Raw genomic sequence first — 15,036 nt, forward strand, 5'->3', positions numbered from 1 at the left:
GCGCCCGCCCCTTTTGCCGCGCAGATCGCGGTTAGGCAAGGCTCCGCGTCATGAAATAGCTGTTCGGGTCATCCCAATAGCCCTCAAACGGCGGGCATTGCACGAAGCCTGCGCGTTCATACAACCCGCGCGCCGGGCCGAACATATCCTGCACGCCGGTTTCGAGGCTGAGCCGGGTGAACCCCGCCGCCTGCGCCTCGGCCACCAGATGATCCAGCAGACGCCGCGACAGCCCGCCGCCCCGACGTTCAATGAGCACATGCATCGACTTGATCTCGGCATGGCTGTCGTCGATCCGCTTGAAGGCGCCCATCGCCACCGGCACGCCCGCATCGCGCATCACGAAGAAAAACACTTCGGGAATATCCAGTTCCGAGGCATCCATCATATGAATGCTCTCCGGCGGGGTATCCGCATGCATATCGGCGGTATGCCGTTCAAACAGCAGCGAAAGGTCGGCTCCGGTCGGGTTTTCCCGCGCGATGGTCAGCATCTGGCACATCCGTTCAGTCGTTATTTTCACCGCTTTACGCGGAAGATGCGCGGACTATAGGAGCGCCGTTTGCCAGCGTAAAGCACCCGCGCCGCGGCGGAAACAGGAGGCAGGGTTACACTTCAACCGCGACCACAGCCACGCAATCGCCCGGCTTCACAAGGCCCGGAAAATGCCGCGCCATGAACAGGCCCGCCCGGCGTGCCGTCACCGTCACCGGCGCAAGCCCGGTCCGGCCGGTCGGATATATCTGCGCGATGGGCTGCCCGGCCGTGACCCGATCACCCAGATCGGCCAGAAATGTGATCAACCCGCCATCCTCGGCAAAGGTGAAGCAATCGGCATCGGGCATGTCGAGCCAGCGGGTCGGGCGTGGCACGACCTCGCCCTGCATCACCCCGGCGGCGACCAGCAGGTTGCGCAGCCCCTCCTTCGCGATAGCCGCCGTCCGCGCCGATGCCGAACCGCCGCCGCCCAGTTCGGTGGTGACGAAGACCTTGCCCATTTCCTCGGCGGCGGTGTCATACATGCCGACCGCGTCGATTTCGAGCATCCGGCACGACCAGGGTGCCCCGAAGGCCCGGACCAGATCGAAGGCGCGCGCCTCGACCGCCTTGTCGGGCAGAACATGCGCTGCACAATAGGGCAGGAAATCCAGTGTCTTGCCGCCCGAATGGAAATCCAGCACCACATCCGCCACCGGCAGCAGCACCCGTTGAAAGTAGTCGGCGATTTTCTGGGTCACCGTGCCATCGGGGCGGCCGGGAAAGCTGCGGTTCAGATTGCCTCTGTCAATGGGCGAGGTACGGGTTCCCGCCAGAAAGGCCGGGTAGTTCATCGCCGGAATGATGATCAGCCGCCCGCTGACCTCCCCGGCCTGCACCGTTGCCGCCAGATCGAACAAGGCAATCGGCCCCTCGTATTCGTCCCCGTGGTTCGCGCCGGTCAGCAGCACTGTGGGCCCGCTGCCGTTGTTCACCACCGTCAGCGGGATCATCACCGAGCCCCAGGCAGCATCGTCGCGGCTGTAGGGCAGCCGCAGGAAGCCATGACTGACGCCCTGTGCATCGAAATCCACCGTTGCGGTGACCGGCGACGGAGGAAGCTGTGACATCGGCTCAATCCTTCACGAAAAGCTGGCGCGGCACATTGGCCAGACATTCGACCCCGGTTTCGGTGATCAGGATGGATTCGGTGATTTCCAATCCCATGTCTTCCAGCCAGAGGCCGGTCATGAAATGGAAGGTCATGCCGGGTTGCAGTTCCGTCCGGTCGCCGGGCCGCAGGCTCATGGTGCGTTCGCCCCAGTCCGGCGGATAGCTGACGCCGATGCCATAGCCGGTGCGGTTGTCCTTCACGATGCCGTATTTCGCCAGCACGCCGAAGAAGCCGCGCGCGATATCCTCGCAGGTATTGCCGGGTTTCGCGGCGGCAAGGCCAGCCTCCATCCCTTCCAGCGTCGCCTTCTCTGCCTCCAGAAACGCCTGGGTCGGCTTGCCCAGAAACACGGTGCGCGACAGCGGCACATGATAGCGGTGATAGCAGCCCGCGATTTCAAAGAAAGTGCCCATGCCACGCAGCATCGGCCGGTCATCCCAGGTCAGATGCGGCGCCGAGGCGTCGCGCCCCGAGGGCAGCAGCGGCACGATCGCAGGATAATCGCCGCCCGCCCCTTCCACGCCTCGAAGACCTGCATCCTGGATTTCGGCCACCAGATCGCATTTGCGCATCCCCGGCTCGACCTTTTCCAGAATGCGCTCGTGCATCTTTTCCACGATCCGCGCGGCTGTGCGCATATAGGCGATTTCCTGCGGGCTCTTGCAGGCGCGTTGCCAGTTCACCAGCGCGGTGCAATCGCTGAACCGTGCATTCGGCAGATGCTTTGTCAGGCTGGCGAAGGCCGCGGCTGTGAACCAGTAATTGTCCATCTCGACCCCGATCCGCGCCTTCCCGTGGCCCCGGTCGGTCAGGATCTGCGACAGCAGATCCATCGGGTGCCGTTCGGTCGACTGCACATAATGATCGGGATAACCGATGATGTTGTCGGGGCGCAGATAGGCGGTCAGCCGCGCGCCATTGGCATCCTGCCCCCGGCCATACCAGACCGGCTCGCCCTGCGGCAGCACCACGACACATTGATGGACATAGAACGACCAGCCGTCATAGCCGGTCAGCCAGTTCATATTGCTGGGATCGGTGACGATCAGCAGATCGACCCCTTTCGCCTCCATCGCACGCCGGGTCTTTTCCAGGCGGGCGGCATATTCCTCGCGGCTGAACTTCAGGATGACATCCGACATTTCCACGCCTCCGCTTCTGCGACGCATTCCCGCTCTGGCAGCGCGTCACGCCGATGCAGGTTAGCTTGCCGGGAGACATTATCAAGCGCCTGGCCTTGCGGCTGGATCGGCAGGGCGCCTTGGTCTAGCCTTGGGGCAAAGCGCAGGGAAAGGACCGACATGGCCGACCACGACAACGAGCTGAATGCCTGGGACCGCGACCATTTCTTTCACCCCTCCACCCATATGGGCATGCATGCGCGGGGCGAAAGCGCGCGCCGGGTCATCGCCGGGGGCGAGGGTTGCCATATAACCGATACCGCGGGTAAGCGCAGCCTAGACGCCTTTGCCGGGCTGTACTGCGTGAACGTGGGATATGGCCGGACCGAGATCGCTGAAGCGATTGCCGAACAGGCCCGCGAGCTCGCATATTACCACGCCTATGTCGGGCACGGCACCGAGGCCAGCATCACCCTGGCCCGCATGATCATCGAACGCGCGCCTGCCCATATGAGCCGGGTCTATTTCGGTCTCTCCGGGTCGGACGCGAATGAAACGAACATCAAGCTGATCTGGTATTACAACAATATCCTCGGCCGCCCCGAGAAGAAGAAGATCATCTCGCGCTGGCGCGGCTATCACGGCTCGGGCGTGATGACCGGCAGCCTGACCGGCCTTTCGCTGTTCCACGCGCATTTCGACCTGCCGCGCGCGCCCGTCCTGCATACCGAGGCACCTTATTTCTTCCGCCGCGAGGATCGCTCGATGACCGAGGCGCAGTTCAGCGCCCATTGCGCGGCAAAGCTGGAAGAGTTGATCCTTTCCGAAGGCCCCGACACCATCGCCGCCTTCATCGGCGAGCCGATCCTTGGCACCGGCGGCATTGTGCCCCCACCAGAGGGCTATTGGGCCGCGATTCAGGCCGTGCTGAAGAAATACGACATCCTGCTGGTGGCGGATGAGGTGGTGACGGGCTTCGGGCGCCTCGGCACCATGTTCGGGTCGACCCATTACGGGATGGAGCCGGACCTCATCACCATCGCCAAGGGGCTGACCTCGGCCTATGCGCCGCTGTCGGGGTCCATCGTGTCGGATCGGCTGTGGCAGGTGCTGGTGCAGGGATCGGATGACTTCGGGCCGATGGGCCACGGCTGGACCTATTCCGCGCATCCGATCTGTGCCGCCGCCGGGGTGGCGAACCTGCGGCTGATCGACGATCTGAGTCTGGTGCAGAACGCCGGCACAATCGGCGCGCATTTCCGCAGGGGGCTGGCCAATGCGCTGGCCGGGCATGCTCATGTCGGTGAAGTGCGCGGCGCCGGACTGATGGCGGCAGTGGAATTTGTCGAAGACCGCGACGACCGTCGCTTCTTTGATCCCGCACGCAAGGTCGGTCCCGCCATTGCCGCCGCGCTGCTGGATCGTGGCGTGATCGGCCGCGCCATGCCGCAGGGGGATATTCTTGGTTTCGCCCCGCCGCTCTGCCTGACGGAGGCCGAGGCCGATACGGTGATCGCCGCCGCCGCTGATGCGGTGAAATCCGTGCTCGGCTAACCTGCGTTAGGCATTCGTCAACCAATCGGCGCGCAAGGTGGCAGGATGCGAATCCTGCTTTTGCTCCTGCTCTGCGCCGGTTGCGGCGCCCAGCCCGCGCCGCTGATGTTCGGCGGCGCACGGCATGAAACCGTTGTCGACGGCCATCGCTACACCGTCTACCGAAAGGCCAATCAGGTGGAGGTCATCCGCGAAGGCTGGGTCGCGCCAGGGGAACATGCGAACATCCGGGCGACCATGATCGCCGTGGTTCCGTGGCTCACCGGCTGCGACGTGCTGCCTTCGACCGTGCGGGGTGACAGCGGCGAGATGCGCGCCCGCGTCACTTGCCCGAAGGGCCGACGATGATCAGTTCGTAGACCGCAACCGCGCCCGCCAGACCGAACATGACTGCCCAGCCGGTATTCCCCGCCGCCAGTTCCAGCCCCGCCCAGATCAGCGGCAGCACCGCCGTCAGCCAGCGTACCACGGGCCGGGCGAACATCGGATGGTCGGCGTCGATGAGGCGCATGTTTCCTCTGGCTTTTTCTGTTAGGCTGCCTGGGCAGGAGGAGCCAACCATGCCAGACATCCGCACCGCCTTTCAAGGCCAGACCGTCATCACCACATTCGAACTCAGCCCCGGCACCGCCCATGACCTGATGGAGGCGCTGGAAGACGCCTATCGCGAATTCATCAGCAAGCAACCCGGTTTCATCGCGGCGGGCCTGCATATGAATGATGCGCAGACCCGGATCTGCAACTATTCGCAATGGCAGCGGCGCGAGGACTATCAGGCCATGCTGCGCAGCCCCGAGATGCGCCAGCGCAACAAGGTTATCGCCACGCTCTGCCGCAGTTTCGAGCCGGTGATGTACGAAGTGGCGGCTGTTCTTTAACGCCGCAACCCGGCGGGCGGGCCCTGCCCGTCCGCTGACGCCGGTTCAGCGCCGCCGCTTGTTGCCGCCGCGCTGCCCCGCCCGCCCGGCGGTGGACCGTCCGCTTTGCTTCACCGCTGCATCGACGGCCTCTTCCACGGCTTCCTGCCGGGCCAGAGGATCGTCCGCAACGGCAAGCTCCACGGCCTCCAGACGCTTGACCTCGTCCCGAAGGCGCGCGGCCTCCTCGAATTCGAGGTTCTCGGCGGCCTTGCGCATCTGCACCCGCAGCGCTTCCAGATGCGCCGCGAGGTTCTGCCCGACCATGGGCTTGTCCACCCTGGTCGTGATGCGCGCCTGATCGGTATCGCCCTGCCACAGACCCGCCAGCACATCCTCGACGTTTTTCTTCACCGTCTGCGGCGTGATGCCATGCGCCTCGTTATAGGCCATCTGCTTTTCGCGCCGCCGATTGGTTTCGGCGAGTGCGCGTTCCATGCTGCCGGTGATCCGGTCAGCATACATGATCACCCGACCCTCGGCATTCCGCGCCGCCCGCCCGATGGTCTGGATCAGCGAGGTTTCCGACCGTAGGAACCCTTCCTTGTCCGCATCCAGAATGGCAACCAACCCACATTCGGGGATATCCAGCCCCTCGCGCAGCAGGTTGATGCCCACCAGCACGTCAAAGGCCCCCAGACGTAAATCCCGCAGGATTTCAATGCGTTCAATCGTGTCGATGTCCGAGTGCATATAGCGGATGCGAATGCCCTGTTCGTGGAAATATTCGGTCAGGTCTTCGGCCATGCGCTTGGTCAGCGTGGTGACCAGAACCCGCAGCCCCTGCGCCGCGACGCGGCGGATCTCGTCCAGCAGGTCATCGACCTGCATTTCCACCGGGCGGATCTCTACCACCGGGTCCAGAAGGCCGGTCGGGCGGATCACCTGTTCGGCGAAGACGCCGCCGGCCTGCTCCATCTCCCACGCCGCCGGGGTGGCCGAAACGAAGATCGACTGCGGGCGCATCGCGTCCCATTCCTCGAACTTCAGCGGCCGGTTGTCCATGCAGGAAGGCAACCGGAAGCCGTGTTCCGCCAGCGTGAACTTGCGCCGATAGTCACCGCGATACATGCCGCCGATCTGGGGCACGGAAACGTGGGATTCATCGGCGAAAACAATGGCATTGTCGGGGATGAATTCAAACAGCGTCGGCGGCGGCTCACCCGGCGCGCGACCTGTCAGATAGCGTGAATAGTTCTCGATCCCGTTGCAGACGCCGGTCGCCTCCAGCATTTCCAGATCGAAATTGCAGCGCTGCTCCAGCCGCTGCGCCTCCAGCAGCTTGCCCTCCCCCACCAATTGTTCCAGCCGCTGCTTCAGCTCCAGCCTGATACCCTTGATCGCCTGCTGCATGGTCGGGCGCGGCGTGACGTAGTGGCTGTTGGCGTAAATACGGATCTGCTTGAACACATCGGTCTTCGCGCCGGTCAGCGGGTCGAATTCGACGATGCTTTCCAGTTCCGGCCCGAAGAAAGAAAACCGCCAGGCCCGATCCTCAAGGTGGGCGGGCCAGACTTCCAGACTGTCGCCCCGCACCCGGAAACTGCCGCGCTGGAAGCCCGAATCGTTGCGCCGGTATTGTTGGGCCACCAGTTCGGCAATCACCTGCCGCTGTTCATACATCTGCCCGACGACCAGGTCCTGCGTCATGGCCGAATAGGTTTCGACCGAGCCGATACCGTAGATGCAACTGACCGAGGCCACGATGATCACATCGTCGCGTTCCAGAAGCGCCCGGGTGGCCGAGTGGCGCATCCGGTCAATCTGTTCGTTGATCTGGCTTTCCTTCTCGATATAGGTGTCCGACCGCGGCACATAGGCTTCGGGCTGGTAGTAATCGTAATAGCTGACGAAATACTCGACGGCGTTTTCGGGGAAGAAGCCCTTGAACTCGCCATATAATTGCGCAGCCAGCGTCTTGTTGGGCGCAAGGATGATGGCGGGACGCTGGGTTTCCTCGATGATCTTGGCCATTGTGAAGGTCTTGCCGGTGCCGGTGGCGCCCAGCAGAACCTGATCATGCTCCCCCGCCTGCACGCCCCCCACCAGTTCCGCGATAGCCGTCGGCTGGTCGCCTGCGGGCTGGAAGGGCGAATGCATGACGAAGCGACGCCCGCCTTCAAGCTTGGGACGGGTCAGCACCTCGGGCCGTTCGGTCGGGGCGTTGGTATTGTTGTGCGGCATGGCGATTCCTTGGCTTGCCCTCAAGATGATCCGTTTTTGTTCCGGTTCAAGGGGCGAATACCTGCTGCCTTTCAGACAGTGTTAACCCTGATTGCCAGAGTCTGAAGATGGACGGATCAATTTTACAGAAAATTGATTGCATCGATTTCAGCTTTTGGTTGTGAAGCTTTGCAGAATGCCGCATCGTAACGGGGCAAGCAACGCACTGTCGGCTGGTCGCACCCCACACCCCAACCACACTCCCAGACCAGCCGACAGACCTTGCTCAGGCGGCGGATTTCGCTGCGGCGGCCCTTGCCTAACCTGCGGTTTTCGCCAATAAGAAGGCAGATCTGCAAGGAGCTTCCCATGCGCGCACGCATCTACCAGCCCGCCCGCAACGCCATGCAATCGGGCACCGCCAAGACAAAGGGCTGGGTGCTGGAATTTGCACAGGCCAGCGCGCGCGAGGTCGATCCGCTGATGGGCTGGACTTCGACCACCGATACCACCACCCAGGTCAAGCTGCGCTTCGACAGCCGCGAAGCTGCGGAAGATTACGCCCGTGACAACGGGATCGAGTTCGAAGTGCTGGAAACCCACAAGCGTAAACCCAACGTGCGCCCGCTGGGCTATGGCGAGAATTTCGCCACCAACCGTCGCAGCGCCTGGACGCACTGACCCTGCCGTGCCCTTGACCGGGCGCACCGCTGGTCCCATGTGATTTCCCGGACCGAAGCAAAGGACAGGCCATGCGCAACGCCGCTCTGGTATTGGGATTGATTGGCGGCATCTTCGCCATGATCGTGGGCTTTTTCAGCTTCGGCTATACCGAGGTCGTTCAGAATCACGCCGAAGTCGGGCGGATGTTCGGCCAGTTCGAGAATGCGCAGACTATCCGGCTTGCGAGTTTCCTCGCCCCGTTGCTGGCCATTGCAGGCGGCGCCATGGCGCGGGCGCGCGCGCTCTGGGGTGGTATTCTGATGCTGTTGTCGGCGGGTCTGATCTATCTGGCCTTCGGCTTTGGCGTCTTCACCATGTTCCCGATCGGCTTCTGCCTTGTCGGCGGCTTGCTCGCTGTGGCGGCGGGCAAACCCGATGAGCCCAAAGCACATTTCTGACGACCACAAATGAAAACCGGCCCCGAAGGGCCGGTTCAGGATCAGGCTTCCATCGCCTCAAGCTCGTCAATGAAGCCCGCGATCATGTCGAGCCCCTTCTGCCAGAAACCGGGATCGGACAGATCCAGCCCGAAGGGCGCCAGCAGTTCCTTGTGGTGCTTCGAGCCGCCCGCCTTCAGCAGATCGAAATACTTCTCCTGGAACTCCGGCAGACCATCGGCATAGGCCGCGTAAAGCGCGTTCACCAACCCGTCACCGAAGGCATAGGCATAGACGTAGAACGGCGAATGCACGAAATGCGGGATATAGGCCCAGAAGGTCTCATACCCATCCATGAAATCGAAGGCCGGGCCAAGACTTTCGGCCTGCACGCTCATCCACAGGGCATTGATGTCGTCGGGGGTCAGTTCCCCTTCCGCCCGCGCCGCATGCAGCTTGCATTCGAAATCATAGAAGGCGATCTGACGCACCACCGTGTTGATCATGTCCTCGACCTTGCCCGCCAGCAAGGTCTTGCGCTCGGCCGGGGTTCTGGCGCCGTCCAGGAGCTTGCGGAAGGTCAGCATCTCGCCAAACACACTGGCGGTTTCGGCCAGCGTCAGCGGGGTCGAGGACAGCAGTTCCCCCTGTGCCGCCGCCAGCCGCTGATGGACGCCATGGCCAAGCTCATGCGCCAGCGTCATGACGTCGCGCGGTTTGCCAAGATAGTTCAGCATCACATAGGGATGCACCGTCGTCACGGTCGGATGCGCGAAGGCACCGGGGGCCTTGCCGGGCTTCACACCTGCGTCGATCCAGCCCTGCGTGAAGAACGGCTCGGCCAGTTCGGCCAGACGCGGCGAGAAGGCGGCATAGGCATCGGAAACCGTCTTGCGTGCGGTATCCCAGTCCACGGTTTTCGGCTGTTCGATGGGCAGCGGCGCGTTGCGGTCCCAGACTTGCAGCCGGTCGAGACCCAGCCATTTCGCCTTCAGCGCATAGTAGCGATGGCTGAGCTTGGGATAGGCGGCAACCACGGCATCCCGCAAAGCCTGCACCACCTCGGGTTCCACATGGTTCGACAGATGGCGGCCATGCTGCGGGCTGGGCATCTTGCGCCAACGATCATGGATTTCCTTTTCCTTGGCCAGCGTGTTGTGCACCCGCGCAAACAGCTTGATATGGCGATCAAAGACTTCGGCCAGCGACCGCGCCGCAGCCTCGCGTTTCGCGCGGTCGGTATCGGTCAGCAGGTTCAGCGTGGCTTCGAGGTTCAGCTCCTCCTCCTCGCCCGCGACCTTGAACATCAGGCCTGCCATCGTCTCGTCGAACAGCTTGTTCCAGGCCGAGGCGCCGACGACGCTTTCGTCATGCAGGAAGCGCTCCAACTCGTCCGAAAGCTGGTGCGGGCGCATGGCGCGCATCCGGTCGAACACCGGCTTGTAGCGGGCCAGATCGGCATTGGCGGCCAGCAGCCGGTCCAGCGCCGCATCTTCCAGACGGTTGAACTCCAGGCTGAAGAACACCAGCGGCGTGGTGAAGGTGGTGACACGGTCCTGCGCATCGGCCATGAACTTGGCGCGCTCGCTGTCCATGGTGTTCTGGTAATAGCGCAGCCCGGCGTAAGACATCAGGCGCCCGGCGATCACGTCGATTGCCTCGTATTCCTGCACGCAGGCCAGCAACCCGGCAGCATCGAGGTCCGCCAGCTTGCCTTCATAGGCCGCCGCGAAATCGGCACAGGCTTTTTCCAGCCAGGCCATGTCGCGCGCAACTTCGGGCGCATCCGGCGCGGGGTAAAGATCGGTCAGATCCCATTCGGGCAGATTGCCCAGCCCGCCCCCGGCGGCATTGGCATCGAAAACCGGCGAAGGAAGCGGAAGTGTCATGGAGGAACCTCAAGCATGTTTGTTCCCATCTAGGTTCCCGAAGGGACCAAGCGCAAGCCTCAGGCCCTTCCGGGCCATGCAAATCTGATGCACGCGATAGGGAATTTTCGCCCGGATTCGGCCATCCGAAAGGCTTTGGCTCCTGCAATTCACCAGAATTTGCTCAAATATTAGGCGAATGACCCTGTTCCCGGCAGGTTTCGGGCCTTTTTGCCGCGAAAACCGTCACCGCCGCTTTCATGTCCGCCGGGGCGACGCTTAACTGAAATCAGCAAGATCGGGGGCGCTTCAGTGACGACCTATTTCAACGAAATGTATGATAACGGCGCAGTGCGCGCGCCTTATGCGCGGCTGGAAGACTGGATGCGGCATATGCCGGCCGAGCTCAGGCAGATGAAGCAGGCCGAGGCTGAAACGTTGTTTCGCCGCATCGGCATCACGTTCGCGGTCTATGGCGAGGGCGGCGACCCGGATCGGCTGATCCCGTTCGACATGTTTCCCCGCGTGTTCACCGCCCCGGAATGGACCCGGCTGGAACGCGGCATCAAGCAGCGCGCGCGGGCGCTGAACATGTTTCTGGCCGATGTCTATGGCCGGGGCGAGATCGTGAAGGCCGGGCGCATCCCGGCGCGTCTGGTGTATGAAAACGAGGCTTACGAAAAGGCCGTCGTCGGCTTCGTGCCGCCCAAGGGAGTTTATAGCCACATCGTCGGCATCGACCTCGTGCGCACCGGGCCGGACGAGTTTTTTGTGCTGGAAGACAACTGCCGCACGCCCTCGGGTGTCAGCTACATGCTGGAAAACCGCGAAATCATGATGCGGATGTTCCCCGATCTGTTCCGCGAGAACCGCATCCAGCCGGTCGACAGCTACAGCGAAAGGCTGCGCCGTACACTCGCCTCGGTCGCGCCCGCGAAATGCACGGGCGAGCCGCGCGTGGTTCTGCTGACCCCCGGCCATTTCAACAGCGCCTATTACGAACACAGCTTCCTCGCCGATCTGATGGGGGTCGAACTGGTGGAAGGGCAGGATCTGTTCGTAGAGGGCGAATTTGTCTGGATGCGCACCACCGAAGGCCCGAAGAAGGTGGATGTGATCTATCGCCGGATTGACGATGCCTTCATCGACCCGCTGTGCTTCCGCCCGGATTCCATGCTGGGCGTGCCGGGGCTGATGGATGTCTACCGCTCCGGCGGGGTGGCGATCTGTTCCGCACCCGGTGCGGGCGTGGCGGATGACAAGGCTGTCTATACTTTCGTGCCCGAAATGGTGCGTTTCTATCTGGGGGAAGAGCCGATCCTGAACAACGTGCCGACCTGGCAATGCGGCAAATCGGATGATCTGAAATATGTGCTCGACAACCTGCCCGAACTGGTCGTGAAAGAGGTGCATGGCTCAGGCGGTTACGGCATGCTGGTCGGGCCGAAATCCACCAAGGCCGAGGTCGAGGCCTTCCGGCTGAAGATTCTCGACGATCCCGACAATTATATCGCTCAGCCGACGCTTGCGCTGTCCACGACGCCGACTTTCGTGGCCGAAGGCATCGCACCACGCCATGTGGACCTGCGGCCCTATTGCCTGGTCGGCGAAAGCATCGACCTCGTGCCCGGCGCGCTGACCCGCGTGGCTCTGAAAGACGGCAGCCTTGTGGTGAACTCGTCGCAGGGCGGCGGGGTCAAGGATACCTGGGTGCTGGCGGAGTAATCATTGATGCTGAGCAGAACCGCAGACAACCTCTACTGGATCGCCCGCTATATGGAACGCGCCGACATTGCGGCGCGGTTGCTGGAAGTGGGATCGCGCATCACGCTGATGCCCTCCACCCATGGCTATCGCAACGAATGGGACAGCCTGCTGCAATCCTCGGGCACGGCCAACGGGTTTTCCCACAAATACGGTGACCCGGTACAGCGCAACCTTGAAAGCTGGTTGTTCTTCGACCGCGACAACCCCTCCTCGGTGGCAAGCTGCATCACGGCGGCGCGGGAAAACGGCCGCATCGTGCGCACAGCGCTGACCAGCCAGGTCTGGGACGCGCTGAACACCGCCTTTCAGGAGTTGCGGCAACTGGAACGCACCCCGCGCAGCGAGCTGGAACTCAGCCGCCTGACCGAATGGGTGATGCGCCACACCGCCATGGTGCGCGGCGCCATCGACGCGACGCTGCTGCGCAATGACGGCTACAACTTCCTGAATATCGGCTACTATCTGGAACGCGGCGACAACACCGCCCGGATGCTGGATGTGAAATATTACGTCCTGCTGCCACGCATCGAATTCGTGGGGTCCGGGCTCGACAATTATCAATGGACGACGCTTCTGCGGGCCATGGGGGCGCATCGCGCCTTCCACTGGGCCTATGGCGGCGAGGTGACGGCGGCCAAGATCGCGGATTTCCTGATCCTGAATCCGCAAAGCCCACGCTCGCTCATCACCTGTGTTTCCGGGGTAGGCAACCACCTGACGCGGCTGGCCAAGGCCTATGGCCGCACCATGCCTGCACAGGGCAAGGCCACCGCCATGCTGAACGAGCTGGAAACCACCAATGTCGAGGCGATTTTCGACGAGGGGCTGCACGAGTTTCTGTCGCGGTTCATCCGCGATTCCGCCGAACTGGGCACTGCCATCCATGAATCTTATCTGAGCGGGGATCTGCGCTGATGCGTCTGACCGTCGATCATGTCACCTGTTATCGCTATGCCGCGCCCGTGCGCGGTGTGGTGCAAAGCCATCGCCTGACGCCTTCGGTGTTCGAAGGGCAGACGGTACTGGACTGGAAGGTTACCGTCAGCGACGGACTTCAGGGCGGTAGCTTCCGCGACGGCGCGGGCGACCGGATCAGCGCCTGGTCCGTCATCGGCCCGGTCAGTGAAATTCTGGTGCAGGTCACCGGCACGGTCGATACCCGCGACCTTGCCGGGGTTCTGCGTGGCCATCGCGAGACGGTGCGCCCCGAAGTCTATCTGCGCGACACCCTGCCCACCCGCGTCGATACCGCGCTGGTCGATCTGTCAGAGGCGGCGGAAGGTGCCGACGGCCCGCTGGAGGCCGCGCACCGCCTTTCCGCTGCCGTGGCAGAGGCGATTGCCTATCGCCCCGGCGTGACCGAGGCGCATACCACAGCCGCCGAAGCACTGGGTCTGGGCGAAGGCGTCTGTCAGGATCACGCCCATGCCCTGATCGCCATTGCACGGCACCGGGGGATGCCCGCGCGCTATGTCTCGGGCTACCTGTTCGCGGATGCCGGGGGCAAGGCGCAAGAGGCCGCCCATGCCTGGGCCGAAATCTGGTTGCCCGGTCTGGGATGGGTCGGTTTCGATCCGGCCAATGCCTGCTGCCCGGATGAACGCTACATCCGGCTTGCCTCCGGCTTCGACGCACAGGATGCGGCGCCGATCCGCGGCATCGCGCGCGGCCCCGGCGCTGAAACCATGGCGGTGCGGGTCGCCGTCTGCACGCAGGGCCAGCAACAGGAGCAGCAATAACAAAGCGATGGTTGCGCCCGCGTGGGCGCGGCCCTAGTGTTGCGCCAAACGCCACTCACGGAAACGAACATGACCTATTGCGTAGGCCTTCTGCTGAATGAAGGCATGGTGCTGCTGTCGGACACCCGGACCAACGCCGGACTCGACAATATCTCGACCTACCGCAAGATGTTCACTTTCGAAGAGCCGGGCGAGCGTGTCATCGCCATCATGACTGCTGGCAGCCTCAGCGTGACGCAAACCACCATTGCCCGCTTGCGCGAAGCCATCGAAGAACCCGACGCCGACGGCGAAACCTCGATCCTGAAGGCGCCGACCATGCTGAAGGTGGCCGAGATCGTCGGCAATATGCTGGCCTCCGTCCGGACCGAGGTGGACGAAAAGATGAATGCGATGCGCCAAAGCGCCTCTGCCTCGATGATTGTCGCAGGTCAGCGGCGCGGCGGTGTGATGCGGCTGTTCCTCATCTATCCCGAGGGCAACTTCATCGAGGCGACCGAGGATACCCCCTTCCTCCAGATCGGCGAGCACAAATACGGCAAACCGATCCTTGACCGGGTGGTGCGGCCTGAAACCTCGCTGGCCGACGCGCAGAAGGCGGTACTGCTGAGCATGGATTCCACGCTGCGGTCCAACCTCTCGGTCGGTATGCCGTTAGATATGTGCGTGATCGAGCGTGACGCCTGCCAGATAAGCATGCGGCGGCGGATCGAGGCCGGGGACGAACAGTTCCGCGCCATGAGCGAGGCCTGGTCCAGAGCCCTGCGCGACGGCTTTACCCAGATCGAGGTCTGAGGCGGACGCGCTTCATCTGCATGGCTTGTATCTGCGGCGTGGCAGGGTAAAATAGCGTCCGACCCCGCGCCCGGCCGTGCCGCGGGAGACCCAAGCCGGAGAACAGCATGTCGTGGACTGACGAGCGCGTCGAGACGCTCAAGAGGATGTGGTCTGAAGGCCAGAGCGCCAGCCAGATCGCCAAAGAGCTGGGCGGCGTGACCCGCAACGCGGTGATCGGCAAGGTTCACCGTCTGGGCCTGTCGAACCGTGTCGGCGGCGCTGGCGGCAAAGAGGATGAGGAAGAGGTCGCGGTCGAGGCTCCGGCCCCGCGCGTCGAAACCCCGCGCCCGGCCCCCGAACCGGCCCCGCGCGCGGCAGA

The 15,036-nt window shown here is 63.1% G+C and carries 16 protein-coding genes; 10 read left to right on the plus strand and 6 right to left on the minus strand.

The window, feature by feature from the left end; translation table 11 throughout:
- Positions 1–31: 31 nt before the first annotated feature.
- From AO684_RS08725 to doeA, 3 genes are all read right to left on the minus strand, one after another.
- Positions 32–493, minus strand: a complete 462-nt coding sequence (locus tag AO684_RS08725) for a GNAT family N-acetyltransferase (RefSeq protein WP_054302367.1) — start codon at positions 491–493, stop codon at positions 32–34.
- Positions 494–608: 115 nt separating this feature from the next.
- On the minus strand, positions 609–1,607 hold the full coding sequence (gene doeB / locus AO684_RS08730; protein WP_054302368.1) for a N(2)-acetyl-L-2,4-diaminobutanoate deacetylase DoeB: 999 nt from the start codon (positions 1,605–1,607) through the stop codon (positions 609–611).
- Between the two features lie 4 nt (positions 1,608–1,611).
- The gene (gene doeA, locus AO684_RS08735) at positions 1,612–2,793 is read right to left on the minus strand and encodes an ectoine hydrolase DoeA (RefSeq protein WP_054302369.1); all 1,182 of its coding nucleotides are present in this window, start codon (positions 2,791–2,793) and stop codon (positions 1,612–1,614) included.
- 159 nt (positions 2,794–2,952) lie between these two features.
- Between doeA and AO684_RS08740 the strand changes: the two genes are divergently transcribed.
- On the plus strand, positions 2,953–4,326 hold the full coding sequence (locus AO684_RS08740; protein WP_054302370.1) for an aspartate aminotransferase family protein: 1,374 nt from the start codon (positions 2,953–2,955) through the stop codon (positions 4,324–4,326).
- 45 nt (positions 4,327–4,371) lie between these two features.
- Positions 4,372–4,674, plus strand: coding sequence for a hypothetical protein (locus AO684_RS08745; protein ID WP_054302371.1), 303 nt, complete (start codon positions 4,372–4,374; stop codon positions 4,672–4,674).
- Here the strand turns inward: AO684_RS08745 and AO684_RS08750 are convergent.
- Positions 4,649–4,837, minus strand: a complete 189-nt coding sequence (locus AO684_RS08750; RefSeq protein WP_054302372.1) for a hypothetical protein — start codon at positions 4,835–4,837, stop codon at positions 4,649–4,651. The two genes, AO684_RS08745 and AO684_RS08750, sit on opposite strands and share 26 nt — an antisense overlap.
- 49 nt (positions 4,838–4,886) lie before the next feature.
- Between AO684_RS08750 and AO684_RS08755 the strand changes: the two genes are divergently transcribed.
- On the plus strand, positions 4,887–5,204 hold the full coding sequence (locus tag AO684_RS08755; protein WP_054302373.1) for an antibiotic biosynthesis monooxygenase: 318 nt from the start codon (positions 4,887–4,889) through the stop codon (positions 5,202–5,204).
- A gap of 45 nt (positions 5,205–5,249) precedes the next feature.
- Here the strand turns inward: AO684_RS08755 and uvrB are convergent, their stop codons facing one another.
- The gene (uvrB, locus tag AO684_RS08760) at positions 5,250–7,427 is read right to left on the minus strand and encodes an excinuclease ABC subunit UvrB (protein ID WP_054302374.1); all 2,178 of its coding nucleotides are present in this window, start codon (positions 7,425–7,427) and stop codon (positions 5,250–5,252) included.
- 348 nt (positions 7,428–7,775) lie between these two features.
- Between uvrB and AO684_RS08765 the strand changes: the two genes are divergently transcribed.
- Positions 7,776–8,087: an ETC complex I subunit gene (locus tag AO684_RS08765; protein WP_054302375.1), complete on the plus strand. Its 312-nt coding sequence runs from the start codon at positions 7,776–7,778 to the stop codon at positions 8,085–8,087.
- 71 nt (positions 8,088–8,158) lie between these two features.
- Positions 8,159–8,527, plus strand: coding sequence for a hypothetical protein (locus tag AO684_RS08770; protein ID WP_054302376.1), 369 nt, complete (start codon positions 8,159–8,161; stop codon positions 8,525–8,527).
- A 41-nt stretch (positions 8,528–8,568) separates the two neighbouring features.
- On the opposite strand, the gene AO684_RS08775 is transcribed toward AO684_RS08770, so the two are convergent.
- Positions 8,569–10,395, minus strand: a complete 1,827-nt coding sequence (locus AO684_RS08775; protein ID WP_054302377.1) for a M3 family oligoendopeptidase — start codon at positions 10,393–10,395, stop codon at positions 8,569–8,571.
- A gap of 312 nt (positions 10,396–10,707) precedes the next feature.
- Between AO684_RS08775 and AO684_RS08780 the strand changes: the two genes are divergently transcribed.
- From AO684_RS08780 to AO684_RS22205, 5 genes are all read left to right on the plus strand, one after another.
- Positions 10,708–12,099, plus strand: a complete 1,392-nt coding sequence (locus tag AO684_RS08780) for a circularly permuted type 2 ATP-grasp protein (RefSeq protein ID WP_054302382.1) — start codon at positions 10,708–10,710, stop codon at positions 12,097–12,099.
- A 6-nt stretch (positions 12,100–12,105) separates the two neighbouring features.
- The gene (locus AO684_RS08785) at positions 12,106–13,056 is read left to right on the plus strand and encodes an alpha-E domain-containing protein (RefSeq protein ID WP_054302378.1); all 951 of its coding nucleotides are present in this window, start codon (positions 12,106–12,108) and stop codon (positions 13,054–13,056) included.
- The gene (locus tag AO684_RS08790) at positions 13,056–13,880 is read left to right on the plus strand and encodes a transglutaminase family protein (RefSeq protein ID WP_054302379.1); all 825 of its coding nucleotides are present in this window, start codon (positions 13,056–13,058) and stop codon (positions 13,878–13,880) included. The genes AO684_RS08785 and AO684_RS08790 overlap by 1 nt, the downstream gene beginning before the upstream one ends.
- A 69-nt stretch (positions 13,881–13,949) precedes the next feature.
- Entirely contained in the window at positions 13,950–14,675 is a 726-nt protein-coding gene (locus tag AO684_RS08795) for a proteasome-type protease (protein ID WP_054302380.1), read from the plus strand.
- A gap of 107 nt (positions 14,676–14,782) precedes the next feature.
- Positions 14,783–15,036: GcrA family cell cycle regulator (locus tag AO684_RS22205; protein ID WP_304437865.1), on the plus strand; the 254-nt coding region annotated here is incomplete at its 3' end.

Origin of the sequence: Gemmobacter sp. LW-1 (genome assembly GCF_001303875.1) — a bacterium.
In the GTDB taxonomy this organism is placed as follows: domain Bacteria; phylum Pseudomonadota; class Alphaproteobacteria; order Rhodobacterales; family Rhodobacteraceae; genus Gemmobacter; species Gemmobacter caeni.